A 14,814-nucleotide genomic window follows, 5' to 3' on the forward strand; every position below is an offset into this window, starting at 1 on the left:
TGGAAAGATTTCATGAACAGCCTATTTCCTTCTCCTTCGCGCGAATGATTGTGCGGCTGATGTTCCGAGCACCACAACAGCCATGATCGCCATAGCGATATGGGCCGCAATATCCGGTAGGAAACCAAGCCAACGAAGGAGTACGATGGCCATAGTCACATAAACCCAAATCATGATAAAAGTTTGAAATTTATTTCCCGGTTCTCTTTTTTCAAAAAATGCGTTCAGAAGTTTATTCACTCTTCTACCAGCCCCCTAAGCAAACCTTGTTTGGGAAAAGTATACAGGAACAGCTTCAGGTTGAAAACTAAAATCCGCAAAATTCCAAAAATGTTTCAGGAAGGAAACAATTGATGTTTTGTAAAAAATCATACATTAGATGGTTCTTCAAATTCTTAATTTTCATTCTCTGTGGTGAATCGCCGGTTTTGCGATTCATGGATGACTATCGCGGAGTAATGTTAGATAGCATTGATGTCAATTCTAAGTACGCAATTGGGGGAAAAAGTGCACCTGAAAATTCCGCTCTAGTACTATGTTAAAACTTGGACAGTAGGACGATTTAGTGCCCGAAGAGTGATAGGTGGCTGGTCCTTCGGTCGCTAAAGGAAGGTTTAGAGCCCGAAGAGTGGTTGGTGGCCTGTCCTTCGGTCGCTAAAGGACGAAACTGCGCAATAAAATCTAACAAACGGAGTTCGAAAGTGAGATATAAAGGGACCACAACTAGGGTAGCCATTTTAATATTTCTCAAATGACAGTACTTTTGTAAAAGAAAAACCACAAAGGACCTTTTTCAAAAGAGGTCCTTTGCGGCTTCGAAGTAAACAGGTTAGTAATCCTTCTTAATATCTTTAATGATCCATTTTCCATCAATATATTCGACTGTGACGGTCAGAGTATAATTCGGCCCATACATATCCGTATAAAGCTTTTGGACAAGCTGGTACTTCGTGTCGGCCAGTTTTTTCGTTTCGTATGGTTTATCTGTTTCAAAATGAAACGGTCCATCTTGGGCAAGGAAGTAGACTCCATCGTCGGTCTCCTCTAAGAATCGGTAAAGCAGATAGTAAAAGAACCCAGGATCGGCCATTTTTTCAAGCGGGCGGAAAAACTCTTTCTTGGTTGAAGCATTTTTTGCCTTATATTCCGGATGAGGGGTAAAGTTTTCCAATTGGAAAAGCGCGCTGATTTCATTCCTGAAAGTTACAATCAACCCCATCACATCAGGCGCTTCAGGCGTGGAATGAACAACGTCTGCCACAGGTTCCTCGATAACCGTGTCAATTCCGTCCGTTTTATCGCCGCCAGCATCGTCATTCACTGGCTGCTCGATAGTTGAGTTAGGTTGTTTGGCTTCATGTTCTGTTTCCCATGGCAAAATTGCTTCTCCATCCGGTTGTTCATCCGAACTGTTCTGCCCGTCAGGTTCTTCATCCGTTTGATCCTGCCCAACTGGCACGCCTTCCTGGTTGCCGGAATTAGCGCCCGGCCCATGCTGGTTTTCTCCTAAATTCGGGACAAGAACGAATTCGTATATCCCGGCAAAGAAAAGCATAACCAGCGCCGCACTGATGAGGGAAGGCATGGTTTTTTTGCCAAAAGAAAACTTCCTCCTTTTACCCTGGGTGGTATTCAGGACATTTTCCTTCATCTCATTTGTAAAAGTGAGGTCAGACAATTCGCCCTTGAGCATCCTTGTCTTTGCTTCCCGTAACCGTTCCTCCATTCATCGCACTCCTCTCCAAAAGGATTTGTTTTAACAAAACCTTTGATTTCGCGGCCCTCGACTTGACCGTATTTATATTCACACCGCACACTTCACTGATTTCCTTCATCGTCAGGTCATGGAAATAAGCGAGGATAATTACCTCCTTGTATTTCACTGGAAGTTGGAAAACCGCTTCAATCAGCTCATCCTGTTCCTCTTTCAAAAAATATTGCGTTTCCGCACAATCCTGCTGCCCCTTTAGCAGCGAGGCAATAAACTCGCTGGCGTGGACTTTCCGATAATGCCAGCTTTTTACATAATCCTTGCAATGGTTAACCGCTATCCGATACAGCCAGGTTTGAACGCCTGAATCCCTCCGAAACCGGTCCAAGTTCTCATAGCATTTAATGAAAATCTCCTGGGAGAGGTCCTCGGCAGTCTGACGATTCCTCGCAAAAGAATAAGCCAAATGAAGAATCGCAGTCCCATACCGGTCCATCAAATCATTCAAAAACTCATCCTTTTCCAACTTGCACCCCCCTCGAACATTTCCTGCTTTACTAATTAGACGAAACTCATAGCGTTTTGGTTGAATATTTTTCCAAAAAGAAGCAGGGGGACGGTTCCAGTGCTTCATTCGGGAGTCGAAAGAAGCAGTAGAACCGTCCCCCTGCATTAGTAAAAAATCCAATAGATCTATTAAATAAGGTGCTAATCCGTTCTAATTTGGTTAAAAACCCTTATAAATCAATAAAAAAAGATAGTCCAATTTACGTGCGAATTGGACTGCTAGTTGGTGTGCTAATCTGGTTTTTGTACTTGAAAGCCGAACCCGTTACCCAGCTGGGACGAGCTTTTTTGCCGGCATCCCTGCTTAAGGCAGGTTTTGCTTAAAAGAAAGGAGTGCTTCCCTTCCATTTGATTCGAGTGGGTAGTTCTCTAGTATCCTGTTGATTAAATCGGCTTTATTTTTGTCGGTTAATAAGTTCTCCGTATTCAAGTAAGTCATGAACCCTTTAAAAGGATTGCCGCTATGGACGCTTTCGTGTAAAGTGTTCAAATTATTCATGTGTTTCTGGTAAAAGGGCTTGTCTTCGCTATTTGCCAGATTTACAGCCAGTTTTGAGGCTTCAACCGCTTTATCCAGGTCTATAACCAAATAAAGATTGGCTAATTGCAGATAATAAGAGCTGTTGGGGAAAAAATGTGCTACCTGCTCAGCATAAGCAATTGAATTTTCATAATCGCCCTTTTCGGCATATATTTCTGAGATTAAAATGATGACTTCATCGACATTAGGAATCAAATCGTTTAGCTCAAGCGCCGATTGCAGGGCGTTTGCCGGATTATGATCGAAATTAAGCTTGCCTCTCGCCTTAACAATCATCGAAGGAAAATCTTTCAGTATTTTAAAAGTTTCCGATTCATATGAAGCTACTGATTTGCCGGTTGTTTTTGCAAAGGATTCATTAAAACTGTTTTTCTTGGTGCCTTCAATAATCTTATTAACCGCATCCGGACCTTCATTTTTGACCAAAAGCCCTGCCATGACATTGCTTTGGAGATAGGGGTCATATGGTGCGCGCAAATAATTTTCCCACTGCTTATTTGTTTTCAATTCCTTAAAACTGACCTTTTCCATCTCCTTGATTTCTTCGGAAAAAGTCCCGGAATTTTTCTTTTGCACATAGGCGGCCACCCCTTCATGAAACCATACTGGCAAATCGGAAAAATGGAGTCCGGCATTGATTAAGGCGCGGTTAATCAAGTGATGAGTGTATTCGTGTACAATTGTTTGTGTATATTGGCTGAGTTTACTATCGTCCTCGGGAAATCGGATATAGATTGATTTCTTTTCAAAAACATATGCCCCTTCAATATGGCCATCATCAAGAGTGGGGCCAAATACATCTTTTAATTTGGAAGGATCCTCTACTAAGACAATGGAAACTGGTTCATCCATGAGTTCATTCCCGAAAAGTTCGCTGAGTAGTTTCTTGTTTGCGTGTATGGAGCTTATGGCCGCATCTATCGCCCCTTCAATCCCAATGGTCCGGGGATGTTTATCGTTCTTGGTGTACTTGAAAGTGAGGTTACCAATAACTTTCTTTTCACCTTTCTCCTCTTCCACAAGCGGCTTTGAATAACGCACTTGTTTAACCTCTTTTAAAACCTTGCCTACACTGGCATTAAGAAAAAAATGCATTCCAAAAACAACAATCACTACCGCCGTCCAAAAAGAAATCCTCTTAACCATCTAATCATTTCCCCCACTAAAATTTCCTCTTCTCCTGACTAGCTCCATCACCCGAAGCAACCCGGCATCAAAAAAAGATAGTTTTCCTAATTTTAACAGACCGGACACTTTACCCCAACACTTTTTTTGGGGCAGGGGGACGGTTCTAATGCTTCATTCGGGAGTCGAAAGAAGCAGGGGGACGGTTCTGCTGCTTCATTCGGGAGTCGAAGTATTTCTTGTTCAGAGTGACAGGGCAAAATGGGGATTGAGTGACGCGGTTCGGTTATGACCAAAGTAGAGAAGTGTGTTCCACTATTTTCATTTCCGAGAGAACAAAAAAAGGTCCGGCACGAGGCCGGACAAAAAAGGGAATATTAAAGGGGGGTATGAAAAAGTTGGTTACTTTCCACACATTTATTATACTTCCCTAATATGAGGAAAATATTACTGTGAGATTAAACTTTATGATCAATTTTAAACAGCGTCGTAATATTTACATTCATTAGGAGGTTCCTGTGCCGTTACGACCATGGACCGGCCATTCTTGATCCAATTTGAGTGAGGCACTGGAACCGTCCCCGTGCCTCACTCTTGAAAAAAACTGTTTTTTTTTGTATAATGGGTAGTGTTGAATTTTATATGAATGTTTTCTAGGGTTCCGCAGCGGTTTTTGTTGGTCTGGTCCGAGAGAAAACTCGCAGCGTTTGTTTGCTGTGCCACGGAAGGATAAAAGCCTGGGAGATACTGTTTACAGTGATCTTTCGGGCTTTTTTGTTTTTCGTCCTCGTACGTCTTGTGCGGAATCAATGGAGATGAGGGAACTCCAACTAATTGAAGTTCCCCTTGATGCAAAAAAATATTTTGGAGGTACAACTAGATGAATTTGAACTGGGTAAAAGTGTTCGTTGCTGCATTTTTCGAAGTATTCTGGGTCATTGGATTAAAACACGCTGATAGCGTATTGGAGTGGGTGGGGACCGCTATTGCAATCATTGTCAGCTTCTATTATATGATCGATGCGAGCCGCAAGCTGCCGGTCGGAACGGTTTATGCGGTATTTGTAGGGCTCGGAACGGCAGGGACTGTTTTTACCGATATCGTTTTCTTCGGGGAACCGTTCAAAGTTGCAAAAATCCTGCTGATTTTGATGTTGCTCGCAGGGGTCATTGGATTAAAACTAGTCACAAACGAAAACGCCGAAGAAGGAGCTGAAGCCTAATGGCATGGATTTCGCTAGTAGCGGCAGGCCTGTTTGAAATGTTCGGTGTATTGATGATTAATCGACTCCATCAAAAAAAGAATTGGCAATCAGCCGCCCTGCTCGTTCTCGGTTTCACAGCCAGCTTCCTCCTTCTCGCGCAGGCCATGAAAACCCTCCCCATGGGGACAGCCTACGCCATCTGGACCGGTATCGGCGCATCCGGCGGAGCCATCCTCGGCATGCTCCTCTACGGCGAGTCAAAAGACTGGAAAAGAATCTTCTTCATCGCCCTCATCCTCGGCGCCGCCATCGGCCTGAAGTTGATATCATGAGGCAGGGGACGGTTCTACTGCATCATTCGGGACCCGAATGATGCACTGGAACCGTCCCTGTGCTTCAATTTTTTTTTATTCGAGGGAACTTTTTTCCGCTATTTACGCTCTAATTTATGAAAGCGGTTGGGGAAGGGGGCAGTGGACGGTTGTGATTACAGTTATTAAGGATACGTTTATTTTGAAAAAGATTAAAAAGAGAGATATGGATGCTGTGCTCGATTGGTTTGAGGCGCGGAGGGAGAAGTATTATCGAATCGGGTGGGCTTATTTAAAGAACCATCACGATATTGAGGACGTTTTTCACAATACGATTATCAAGGTGCACGATAAAATCCACCAGCTGCGTGAGGATCGCTATTTTGAAACATGGGTGACCTCGATTTTCATCAATGAATGCCGGGATTTTTATCGCAAAAATAGCCACAAGCAACAAGAGGCGGCCGAACAGCAAATGGCTGCTGAACAAGCGAGCGCAATCGACCAGGAGTCCAACATGGACATGTTCGGCGCGTTAAACCGCTTAGAGGAAAAATATAAGGAAGTCATCATCCTGAAATACTTAAAAGGCTATGCTCAGGACGAGATTGCTGCCGCGCTCAACTTGCCGGTCGGAACTGTGAAATCAAGGCTTTACCGGGGCCTTCTCATCCTTAGGAAAGAAATCGGAGGTGACGAAAACCATGATTTGTAACGACGCAAAGGATTTATTCTTCGATTATCTAGACGGGACACTGGACTCAATCACGCAAACCCTTCTTGAGGCCCATTTTGCAAAATGCCCGGACTGCCAGGCGGAAATGGCCGAACTGGAAAAAATCGACGTGGCACTTAAAAAAGAAGCTGAAACTATCGTAATGCCTAAAAATTTCATGAGTAATGTGCGCAACAAGGTGAACATGACCCATAGGAAAAAGAAAAAAATTCTCAAGCTCAATTCCCTGTTGGCGGGGGCTGCGGCGTTATTCCTGACGTTTTTTGTCGGCACGGCCGTGGCGAATGGCGGTTTTGCCACGTTAACCGATTGGTGGAAAAACCTTAGCCAAAACGAAGACGAGCAAATGAAGGGGATCATCGAAGAAGGGCTTGGCGAGGAACTGAATTTAACGGAAGAACAGAACGGTGTCAAAATAAAAATCAAAAGCGTCGCGGCGGACGACATTCAGACACTCATTTATTACGAGGTCGAAAATGCGGCCAGCAGCAAAAAATTTCAGATTAAATACAGCGATGGAATTACCTTTGGGGATATGGAGAGACATTGGCGGGACGAAGATGGGACAATGGAATCCCCGGTGAGAAGCCAGCTGAATCTTTATTCGAATCAGGAAGGTGTTTATAAAGGGAAACTAGCATTGGCGCCACTAAAAAATGACCAGGGCACGCTTGATATAACAGTAGGCCAGCTTGAAGAAGTGGTCACTGACCCGTCTACTTTCTCGGAAGTCGGGGAAGAAGCGCATGAGCCGGAACAGATAGAAGGCAGCTGGAGCTTTAAAATCCCTGTCAAAAAGTACCCTGCCATTGAGCATAAGCTCAACGTGAAGGCAGAAGTCGACGGCAATCCGATCGTTTTTGAAAAACTGACAATTGCCCCGACGGCGACGTTACTAAAATACCGTTATCGGGATAATCAGTCAGCGAAAACGCTTGAAAATATCCTCATTGACAGCATTGAAGCGAACGGCAAACTGGCAAAAAGCGATTTGTTCGGAGGCATTACGTATTCTGGAAGCGAAGGGGCGGGCTGGGTAACTGAACAGGCATCATTTGGTTCACTGTACCTTGAAAATCCGACCGCTGTCAAAATAAACATCGGCTCCCTTCACTATGCGATTGAAGACGAGAAAAAGATTTCGCTTGGTGAAAATATGCAGCTCCCGTTGACCTTTACGTACCAAAACAACAATATCACAATTGAAAAGATGGAAATCGGCGCGCAGACCAAGATTGTCATGACCGAAGAACTGCCTGCAGATAGAACGTACGAAATGCTGCGTTATGACTTTTTAGGCAACAATGGAAATGTATCGGCCGGCGCCCAAATCGACGGCTATTTCATCGACAAACACGGAACAAAATACAAAGTCAGCGACTATATGCTTCGGACAGACGAGCTCAAAGAACCCAAATTCTTCTCCACCCAGCACCGAATCGAGCTAACCGAATCCGAAAAAAACCAATCCTTTATCCCTGAAGCCCTCCAAATCGAAGGCTACACCCAAACCCAATACATCAACAAAAAAATAAAAATAAAACTGAAATGAAGCGGAAGTGAGGCAGGGGACGGTTCCAGCGCTTCATTCGAGTCCCGAAAGAAGCGGTAGAACCGTCCCTGTGCCTCACTTAAGGTTCATATTTTTCAAGAAGAGTTCATATTGTCACGGAAGAGGTTCATAACCTGGAAAAAGGGTGCATATTGTCACAATTGTGGTTCATAATGACACAAATAAAAAGTAGTAACCGATGCAAAATCCGAAATCTATGCTCATTTTCCAAAAAAACCTCTCGTGGGAGAAGAATGGGCCTTCATAAAAAAGGTTTTTTCCAACTTTTGCCGAATGGTTTAGTAAGCAGAGATAAACTATCTTCAACTAATCCGCGTCTTCCCGCCAAACCGAAAGGAGCGAGCCCCATGCAATGGAAAAAATACTTTCTGCTACTCCCGCCATTCCTACTCTTAACCTTCATCCTTCTACGAATACTCCCCGACGGCCAAAAGCACAACGCCATCTATGCAGCCTTTGCATTCTGGGCCGTATACTACGCCCTCGTTTGTTATGAAAAACGAAAGAAAGCAAAGCAAAATGAGTGACGCAGGGGATGGTTCCAGCGCTTCATTCGAGTCGCGAATGAAGCAGTAGGAACCGTCCTCGTGCATCACCCTAAACCTAGCCCGCGCCAGGCAAGCCTATGTACGTGGTCTCCAAATCCAATATCCGAAAGCTGCTGCTACACCAACAATAGGAATCCACACAAATTTCATTATCAGCCCTGGTCCATTCAATTCTCCCGATAAATCAACGATCTTCTCGGGGGTCGAGCCTTTCCCGAGCAACTCCAAATCCTCATCCGCTTTTTCCAGCGCAGCAGTCCTGTCGCAAACCCCGGTTGTTAGTGCAGCTTCATTCTTCAACTCCGCATTGGGCTTGGCATACACAATATAGTCCTCGCCTTTTCTAAAATCAAAGCTGCATGAACTCTGAATGGATTCCAGGATTATCTGTGAGTCGGTCGGGCCCTTCCAAATCCGCTCTACCTCGAACAACGCCATTTCAACTACAACCCCAGCTTGTTTCTTTTCCTTGATTTCAATAACCTTCCCGGCAAAAACAGTACTCGACTTCTCCAAGTTCTCCGCCACAGTCAACTGCCGATCACACTTGCACGCATAGCTTACCGAAGGAGCAGCCATAAAAGCTATTAAACTAACACATACAAACAGTGCTAAAACAAACAACCTTCGCAACGTTAACCACCTCTGTTATGGTCGAATTCATGCCATCCATACATACTCCGGTCGGCTAATTTTTGCAAAAGCGCCCCCTAGTCGAATACTTCAAAAGGAACATACCACAAACTATAGAAACTAGAATAATTCTTCACCCCGACAATAGTTGTTTTTCCATCCTTCTTGAATTCAAGCCCGGAACCGTACTGCTCCGTAAATTTCCACCCCTTCTCACTCATAAATTTCTTCACAGTCGCAAAGGAGGAATCAGAAACATAAACATAGCCATACTCCGTCTCGGAAATTTTCTCATACTCACTAGTCGTAAAATCAACCTTAACAATCGCAAGAAAATGCTTCATCGGCTCTTTTTCTTGACCTAACGCCCCCCGAAGCTTCAACGGATAATAACTAACAATCAACAAAACAGCAACAATACTCCAAATCATAACATTCTTCCTCTTCATAAATCACCAACCCCTTTGAGGCACGGGGACGGTTCCAGCGCTTCATTCGAGTCCCGAAAGAAGCAGTAGAACCGTCCCCGTGCTTTACCGATGCTTTCTTCACCCGAACACCACCCTCCCAACGAAAGCTACACCTTCCGCTTCCACGTCCAATATCCAAAACCCGCAACGACTCCTAAAACAGGAATCCATATATATAGTGAAAGCCCCGAATTGTTTATTTCATCTTCAAGGTTGACTGCTTTTGCCGGTGCTGTTCCAGTACCGAGAATCGATAAATCTTCATTCGCTTGACCTACTAGAGCTGTTCTGTCACAAACCCCCGTTGTTAGCAAAGATTCATCCTTAAACTTCGGACTAGGCTTGGCATAAACGATATAATTCTCACCTTCTCTAAACTGAAAGCTACATGAGTTGTGTTCAGTTGCGAGATTTACCTGCGAATTGACCGAACCTTTCCAGGTTTGATCCACCTCGAACAATACTTTTTCAACTACAATCCCCGCCTGCTTGCCTTCCTTAATTTCTATAACCTTCCCGGAAAAAACCGCCCGTGACGACTTCAATTCCTTCTCCACAGAAGGCTTTTCGATGCATTTACAAGCATAGCCAACAGAAGGCCCCAACATCATAAACACTATGAAACTCACACAAAAAAGCAGTGGAAAACGAAACACCCTCCGCATGTCAAACATCCTCCTCTTCCCACTAAATAAGCAGCGGATAGTTCCACTGCTTAACTCATCTCATATTAAAATAGACGAAAGTCAATCCAAAAAGTTCTAGACAATGGATTTATTTCTTTTAGGCAAAAGAAAAACCTCAAATCACTGTCCGAACATGGGTAACTTCGGACAGAGAGGGATTTCCGCACCTTCCTAGCGTTTCCTTCGAGTTCCGAATGAAGCAGCAGAACCGTCCCCGTGCTTCACTCCAAAGCTTTGATATGGTTAGATTAGGTTAGGGTTATTTTGTAAATTTTGTCGAAGTTGTTTGTTCGAGAGTAGGGGGGCGTTTAAGGTGACGAAATCAACGGACAAAGTAATTAGAGCGGGGATGTTGGTTTTTTTTCTCTTCTGTATCAGCATTCCGGTGATCGGTTTTTTGGTTTTTGTTTTTTTACTCCCGGAGGCGGGAACCCCACCTTTAATACCATGGTTATTTAAATGAAAAGAAAGCAGGTTGATTTGGAAAAATTTTTAAAGACATCTGCAAGGTTTAAGTGAGATGCTTTACAATGAACTGTGTATCTTAAATGAGATTCACTAGGAAGACTTCCACCCTGCAATGAGCAATCCATAAAGTGGCTTAAAAGGCCAAACATATGTGCAGATAGTAAAGATACACAACAATAAAAGGAGTGTTCCAAATGGGCATGATTGCAAGCTTTTTCAGAATTTCTAGCGATAAACTGCAGCAACTGATATTAAACCCGAATGAAGCAACTGACCTGGTATATGAATCAGAAGAAATTGGAGAAATTGAGCTCGATATCGATAAATCGTGGCACGGCATCTATTTTCTGTTAAGCGGGGAGGCGGACCTCGATGCGCCAGCTGACGCGCATATCGGCCGTGCCATTCTCGGCGGCCATGAGCTCGGTGGGGATCAAGGATACGGGCCGCTTCGCTACTTCAAACCAAATGAAGTCCACGAAATTTACAATGAACTAAAGCGGGTCGCTCCAGAAGAACTCGCAAACCGCTTTGATGTGAACGAGCTGAACCGCCATGAAATCTACCCTATGAACAAACGCTGGAGCGAAAACGACAAAGAGTACCTTATCGAAAACTACGACTTCCTGCTTCGCTACTACGAAATCGCAGCCACTAACAACGAAGCTATGCTGCTGTTCATCAATTAAAGGAACGGATCGCTATGAAGATAGAACAACTCATTTTAAAAGTATTCACCCACAAAGAACGCACAATCGCTCACGTTGAAGATTTCTTGACACGCCACTGCATCATCCTGCCAAGGAAGGAACTCAAGTCAAAAATAAACACCCTCCTAGAAAAAGGATTAATAAAAATCCACGAAGACCCTTCAAATGGAAAAATTAACTTCCTCCACAGCACCGAAGAACTCGAGGAAGACTACTGGTTCAAGTGAGGCAGGGGACGGTTCCAGTGCATCATTCGGCTCCCGAATGAAGCAGTAGAACCGTCCCTTTGCTTCAATCTGAATGTAAAGTTCTCTTTACAGTTTTATCGTTTTTTATTATGATAAGTGTAAAGAAATCTTTACACTCGTAAAGAGGTGATTTAGTGACTGTTATTAACCATATCAGGGAGATTCGCCTACAAAAGGGCATTACGCAGATCCAAATGGCGGAGGACTTGCAGGTGACGCGCCAAACAATCAATGCGATTGAAAAAAACAAATACAATCCGAGCCTTGAGCTGGCGCTGAAGTTGGCGGAATACTTTAATATGCCTTTTGAAGAATTATTTTACTTGAAGAAAGAGGGGAAGTAGCACGATGGACAAAAAGAAACTCTCAATCATTACCTGGGTCGTCATCATTGTCACAATGATGATAGGGGGATTCCTGGGCATCTATTTAATCGGCAAGGAAACAGGTGAATACGACTTCGGATTAGCGACTCCTATGTTAGCCGGATTGGCCGGAGCAGTCATCCTCAATATCGTTCTGGCAAAATGGAAGAAAAAAAGGAATGGCAAAGTCCCCGAAGTCGACGAAAGAAGCCTGGTCCTCATGAAGCGCTACTTCAACATCGTCCTCTACTTCGTCCTCTTCGGAAGCGGCGCCATCCTAATCGCCCTCTACGCTATGGGCATCACCCACATAGAAACAGGCTTAATCATAGTCTACATGATGGCCCTATACCTAATCATCGGAATAGGCGCACTCATCGTCAAACGATTATAGTGAGGCAGGGGACGGTTCCAGTGCATCATTCGGCTCCCGAAAGAAGCAGCAGAACCGTCCCCGTGCTTCACCCGTACTTCACGCAATAAGTATAAGAAGGTAGGAGGTTAGCCGGGCGAGGAGTTCTTGGGTTCCCCCGGAGCAGCCAGTTCCTCAACAGCTTTGTGTTAATTTCTGCGAAGTAAAAAGTCTATTTTGCGTCTCTTCGTAAGAGATGGAACGGGAGTGGTGAAAATGCGCACATTTGCATTGATATTGGGAATGGTCATTGTAGGGTTTGGCTTGTTTGCTTTGGACATATTTGGATTTGCGGTTGGGTTTGGAATATTAGGTGGTTTAATGATTGAAATCCTCATAAGATTAAATGACAACGACAAACGACTACGAAAATCTAATCCTGGACCTCGACATACTAAAAGCGAAAGAAGAAGCTGGGTGGAAAGAATTGAAGAATGAAGCATAGGGACGGTTCCAACGCTTCTTTCGGGTCCCGAATGAAGCAGCAGAACCGTCCCCCTGCTTCATCGTAAGGGGGAGCGTATGGAGGATCGGATTGGTACTGGCAAAGCGTTGCTCATTTTGTTTTTATCGATAGTGGTTTTAGTATTCGCTCAAGGGTTAGCAGGGCTCATCTATTTAATTCCATTTCCAGGAGTGATTTTGCCCATTTTTTATGCTGCTTTGTGTGTTGTTTTGGCATATTGGGCTGTAAATCAATTATGTAAAAAGGTATTAAAACTAACTCTTCGTGAGTGCCGGATTGACAAACCAAAGATTGAAGTAAAATGGCTGGTCTGCGCATTTGTTTTGCCGATTGCTGTCATTGCACTTTTAGTATCTACCCCAGGTGAATTTGTTTATAACGATATAAAAGCCGGAGAAGCCATTAAAAACGTTATTGCAGCAATCTTTGTAGCTGGATTTGCTGCAGGAGTCGTTGAAGAGATGGCTTTTAGAGGGGTAATAATGAAAACGCTTGAAATGCGCTGGGGCAAAGGGGTTGCGATAGTCGTGCCATCTGTTATTTTCGGCCTGCTGCATGCGATAGGTTCAAATCTACACGCATTGGACTTATTGATGTTGTTTGTCGGAGGCACCAGCGTTGGGATTATGTTCTCTTTAATTGTGTATCAAAGTGGGTCCGTCTGGAATAGTGCGATCGTGCATGGAGTATGGAACTGTATGATGATTGGCAACGTTCTTACTATTGGTCCCTCGAATAATGAAAACTCCATTTTTTCGTATATATTATCCTCAGAATCAACCTTGCTAACAGGCGGAAAATTTGGGGTGGAAGTATCCATTGTCGCTATTTTGGGATATTTGTTTGTTATAACCCTCATCCTGTATTCAATGAAAAAGCAAACTGGCGTCTGATCGGATATCTCCAGGGGGAAGCAGCGGGAAGCAGCGGGACGGTTCCAGTGCTTCTTTCGTGTCCCGAATGAAGCAGTAGAACCGTCCCCGTGCCTCACCCGTGCCTCACCAAGTAAGAGTGTTTTATTGATGTTCGGTTCATACTAATACGGGTGATGTAGATGTTGTGTGAGTCAAATGAGGAGTTGATTGCGCTGGTGGAGGAGGCGCGGCCTTTTACGAAGCTGGGGAAGGTTGCGGATTATATTCCGGCGCTTGGGAAAGCGAACGCGAATGATTTGTCGATTGCGATTCATTATCCGAATGGGGATTGTGTTGCGGCGGGGGATGTCGATAGGAAGATTACGCTGCAAAGCATTTCGAAGGTGATTAGTCTAGCGCTGGTGTTGATGGACCGAGGGTGCGACTATGTGTTTGAGCGGGTCGGGATGGAGCCGACGGGCGACCCGTTCAATTCGATAGCAAAATTGGAATCAAGGGGCGTGACAAAGCCATTGAATCCGATGATCAATGCTGGTGCACTCGTTGTGACACATATGATTCCCGGAAACTCGATCGAGGAGAGGGTCCAGCGGTTGGTAGCCTTCATTCAGGAGCTGGCGGACAGTGAGAAGGTGGCGTTTAATGAGGAAGTGGCTCATTCCGAGTTCGAAACCGCCCATTTAAACCGAGCTTTGTGCTACTTTTTGAAGCAGCATGGAGTCATCAACGAGGATGTCGATCAGTTGATTGATCTGTATTCGAAGCAGTGCGCGATTGAGATGGATTGTCGGGATTTGGCCGATATTGGGCTAGTGTTTGCGATGGACGGTGTGCACCCGCGGACGGGCAAGCAAATCATCCCGTTCGATGTAGCGCGTATTTGCAAAACGTTCATGGTGACGTGCGGCATGTACAATGCATCCGGTGAGTTCGCCATTAAAATCGGCATTCCGGCAAAAAGCGGCGTTTCCGGCGGTATTATGGGGTCGGTGCCAGGCAAAGTCGGTATTGGGATTTTCGGGCCGGCACTGGATGAGAAGGGAAATAGCATCGGAGGCATCAAGCTGCTGGAGCTTCTGGCAAAAAAGTATTCGTTAAGTATGTTTTGAAGTGTCAGGTGGGTGTGCGGGTCGAAACGTGCGCGGTGGAAGATGCGGCCCGGTTC

19 protein-coding genes and 1 riboswitch are annotated in these 14,814 nt (G+C 44.6%); of the genes, 12 read left to right on the forward strand and 7 right to left on the reverse strand.

Annotated elements, in window-relative coordinates; all coding sequences use genetic code 11:
- Positions 1-21 precede the first annotated feature (21 nt).
- The 4 genes from D1B31_RS13820 to D1B31_RS13840 all read right to left on the reverse strand — a co-directional run bounded on the left by D1B31_RS13820 (position 22) and on the right by D1B31_RS13840 (position 3,965).
- Entirely contained in the window at positions 22-240 is a 219-nt protein-coding gene (locus D1B31_RS13820; RefSeq protein WP_118921370.1) for a hypothetical protein, read from the reverse strand.
- Positions 241-829: 589 nt separating this feature from the next.
- Entirely contained in the window at positions 830-1,726 is an 897-nt protein-coding gene (locus D1B31_RS13830) for a hypothetical protein (protein ID WP_118921372.1), read from the reverse strand.
- Positions 1,671-2,237, reverse strand: coding sequence for a sigma-70 family RNA polymerase sigma factor (locus D1B31_RS13835; protein WP_118921373.1), 567 nt, complete (start codon positions 2,235-2,237; stop codon positions 1,671-1,673). Before D1B31_RS13835 ends, D1B31_RS13830 begins: the two co-directional genes overlap by 56 nt.
- Before the next feature lie 345 nt (positions 2,238-2,582).
- Positions 2,583-3,965 (reverse strand): hypothetical protein, encoded by a 1,383-nt coding sequence (locus D1B31_RS13840; RefSeq protein WP_118921374.1) that lies wholly within the window; start codon positions 3,963-3,965, stop codon positions 2,583-2,585.
- A 148-nt stretch (positions 3,966-4,113) separates the two neighbouring features.
- Here D1B31_RS13840 and D1B31_RS25045 point away from each other — a divergent pair, with 148 nt between their 5' ends.
- The 5 genes from D1B31_RS25045 (at position 4,114) to D1B31_RS13860 (ending at position 7,747) form a co-directional block, all read left to right on the forward strand.
- Positions 4,114-4,236, forward strand: a complete 123-nt coding sequence (locus D1B31_RS25045; RefSeq protein ID WP_275670722.1) for a hypothetical protein — start codon at positions 4,114-4,116, stop codon at positions 4,234-4,236.
- 350 nt (positions 4,237-4,586) lie between these two features.
- Positions 4,587-4,690, forward strand: a riboswitch (guanidine-I (ykkC/yxkD leader).
- Positions 4,691-4,824: 134 nt separating this feature from the next.
- Entirely contained in the window at positions 4,825-5,166 is a 342-nt protein-coding gene (locus tag D1B31_RS13845; protein ID WP_118921375.1) for a DMT family transporter, read from the forward strand.
- On the forward strand, positions 5,166-5,480 hold the full coding sequence (locus D1B31_RS13850) for a DMT family transporter (RefSeq protein ID WP_118921376.1): 315 nt from the start codon (positions 5,166-5,168) through the stop codon (positions 5,478-5,480). The genes D1B31_RS13845 and D1B31_RS13850 overlap by 1 nt, the downstream gene beginning before the upstream one ends.
- A gap of 151 nt (positions 5,481-5,631) precedes the next feature.
- The gene (locus D1B31_RS13855; protein WP_118921515.1) at positions 5,632-6,174 is read left to right on the forward strand and encodes an RNA polymerase sigma factor; all 543 of its coding nucleotides are present in this window, start codon (positions 5,632-5,634) and stop codon (positions 6,172-6,174) included.
- Positions 6,164-7,747 (forward strand): DUF4179 domain-containing protein, encoded by a 1,584-nt coding sequence (locus tag D1B31_RS13860; protein WP_118921517.1) that lies wholly within the window; start codon positions 6,164-6,166, stop codon positions 7,745-7,747. Before D1B31_RS13855 ends, D1B31_RS13860 begins: the two co-directional genes overlap by 11 nt.
- Positions 7,748-8,391: 644 nt before the next feature.
- Here D1B31_RS13860 and D1B31_RS13870 read toward each other — a convergent pair.
- The 3 genes from D1B31_RS13870 to D1B31_RS13880 form a co-directional block, all read right to left on the reverse strand.
- Positions 8,392-8,895 (reverse strand): hypothetical protein, encoded by a 504-nt coding sequence (locus D1B31_RS13870; protein WP_158587546.1) that lies wholly within the window; start codon positions 8,893-8,895, stop codon positions 8,392-8,394.
- A 131-nt stretch (positions 8,896-9,026) separates the two neighbouring features.
- Positions 9,027-9,398: a hypothetical protein gene (locus tag D1B31_RS13875; RefSeq protein WP_118921379.1), complete on the reverse strand. Its 372-nt coding sequence runs from the start codon at positions 9,396-9,398 to the stop codon at positions 9,027-9,029.
- Positions 9,399-9,526: 128 nt separating this feature from the next.
- On the reverse strand, positions 9,527-10,048 hold the full coding sequence (locus tag D1B31_RS13880) for a hypothetical protein (protein WP_204563021.1): 522 nt from the start codon (positions 10,046-10,048) through the stop codon (positions 9,527-9,529).
- A gap of 719 nt (positions 10,049-10,767) precedes the next feature.
- Between D1B31_RS13880 and D1B31_RS13885 the strand changes: the two genes are divergently transcribed.
- From D1B31_RS13885 to glsA, 7 genes are all read left to right on the forward strand, one after another.
- Positions 10,768-11,262, forward strand: coding sequence for a YfbM family protein (locus D1B31_RS13885; protein WP_118921381.1), 495 nt, complete (start codon positions 10,768-10,770; stop codon positions 11,260-11,262).
- 14 nt (positions 11,263-11,276) lie between these two features.
- Entirely contained in the window at positions 11,277-11,510 is a 234-nt protein-coding gene (locus D1B31_RS13890) for a hypothetical protein (RefSeq protein ID WP_118921382.1), read from the forward strand.
- A gap of 155 nt (positions 11,511-11,665) precedes the next feature.
- Complete coding sequence (locus D1B31_RS13895; RefSeq protein ID WP_118921383.1) at positions 11,666-11,875, forward strand: helix-turn-helix transcriptional regulator; 210 nt, start codon at positions 11,666-11,668, stop codon at positions 11,873-11,875.
- A gap of 4 nt (positions 11,876-11,879) precedes the next feature.
- A complete protein-coding gene (locus D1B31_RS13900) occupies positions 11,880-12,290 on the forward strand; it encodes a hypothetical protein (protein WP_118921384.1) in 411 nt (136 codons plus the stop codon).
- Positions 12,291-12,524: 234 nt separating this feature from the next.
- Entirely contained in the window at positions 12,525-12,746 is a 222-nt protein-coding gene (locus D1B31_RS13905) for a hypothetical protein (RefSeq protein WP_118921385.1), read from the forward strand.
- Positions 12,747-12,830: 84 nt separating this feature from the next.
- Positions 12,831-13,667 (forward strand): CPBP family intramembrane glutamic endopeptidase, encoded by an 837-nt coding sequence (locus D1B31_RS13910; RefSeq protein WP_118921386.1) that lies wholly within the window; start codon positions 12,831-12,833, stop codon positions 13,665-13,667.
- A 161-nt stretch (positions 13,668-13,828) separates the two neighbouring features.
- Entirely contained in the window at positions 13,829-14,758 is a 930-nt protein-coding gene (gene glsA / locus D1B31_RS13915) for a glutaminase A (protein ID WP_118921387.1), read from the forward strand.
- Positions 14,759-14,814 lie beyond the last annotated feature (56 nt).

The organism is Neobacillus notoginsengisoli (assembly GCF_003515685.1).
In the GTDB taxonomy this organism is placed as follows: Bacteria; Bacillota; Bacilli; order Bacillales; family Cytobacillaceae; genus Bacillus_D; species Bacillus_D notoginsengisoli.

Coding starts and splice junctions, on each gene's coding strand:
- D1B31_RS13900 (WP_118921384.1), top strand. CDS start 11,880: ATGGACAAAAAGAAACTCTCAATCATTACCTGGGTCGTCATCATTGTC.
- D1B31_RS13850 (WP_118921376.1), top strand. CDS start 5,166: ATGGCATGGATTTCGCTAGTAGCGGCAGGCCTGTTTGAAATGTTCGGT.
- D1B31_RS25045 (WP_275670722.1), top strand. CDS start 4,114: ATGCTTCATTCGGGAGTCGAAAGAAGCAGGGGGACGGTTCTGCTGCTT.
- D1B31_RS13875 (WP_118921379.1), bottom strand. CDS start 9,398: ATGAAGAGGAAGAATGTTATGATTTGGAGTATTGTTGCTGTTTTGTTG.
- D1B31_RS13885 (WP_118921381.1), top strand. CDS start 10,768: ATGGGCATGATTGCAAGCTTTTTCAGAATTTCTAGCGATAAACTGCAG.
- D1B31_RS13910 (WP_118921386.1), top strand. CDS start 12,831: ATGGAGGATCGGATTGGTACTGGCAAAGCGTTGCTCATTTTGTTTTTA.
- D1B31_RS13840 (WP_118921374.1), bottom strand. CDS start 3,965: ATGGTTAAGAGGATTTCTTTTTGGACGGCGGTAGTGATTGTTGTTTTT.
- D1B31_RS13860 (WP_118921517.1), top strand. CDS start 6,164: ATGATTTGTAACGACGCAAAGGATTTATTCTTCGATTATCTAGACGGG.
- D1B31_RS13905 (WP_118921385.1), top strand. CDS start 12,525: ATGCGCACATTTGCATTGATATTGGGAATGGTCATTGTAGGGTTTGGC.
- D1B31_RS13845 (WP_118921375.1), top strand. CDS start 4,825: ATGAATTTGAACTGGGTAAAAGTGTTCGTTGCTGCATTTTTCGAAGTA.
- D1B31_RS13830 (WP_118921372.1), bottom strand. CDS start 1,726: ATGGAGGAACGGTTACGGGAAGCAAAGACAAGGATGCTCAAGGGCGAA.
- glsA (WP_118921387.1), top strand. CDS start 13,829: ATGTTGTGTGAGTCAAATGAGGAGTTGATTGCGCTGGTGGAGGAGGCG.
- D1B31_RS13870 (WP_158587546.1), bottom strand. CDS start 8,895: ATGGCTGCTCCTTCGGTAAGCTATGCGTGCAAGTGTGATCGGCAGTTG.
- D1B31_RS13890 (WP_118921382.1), top strand. CDS start 11,277: ATGAAGATAGAACAACTCATTTTAAAAGTATTCACCCACAAAGAACGC.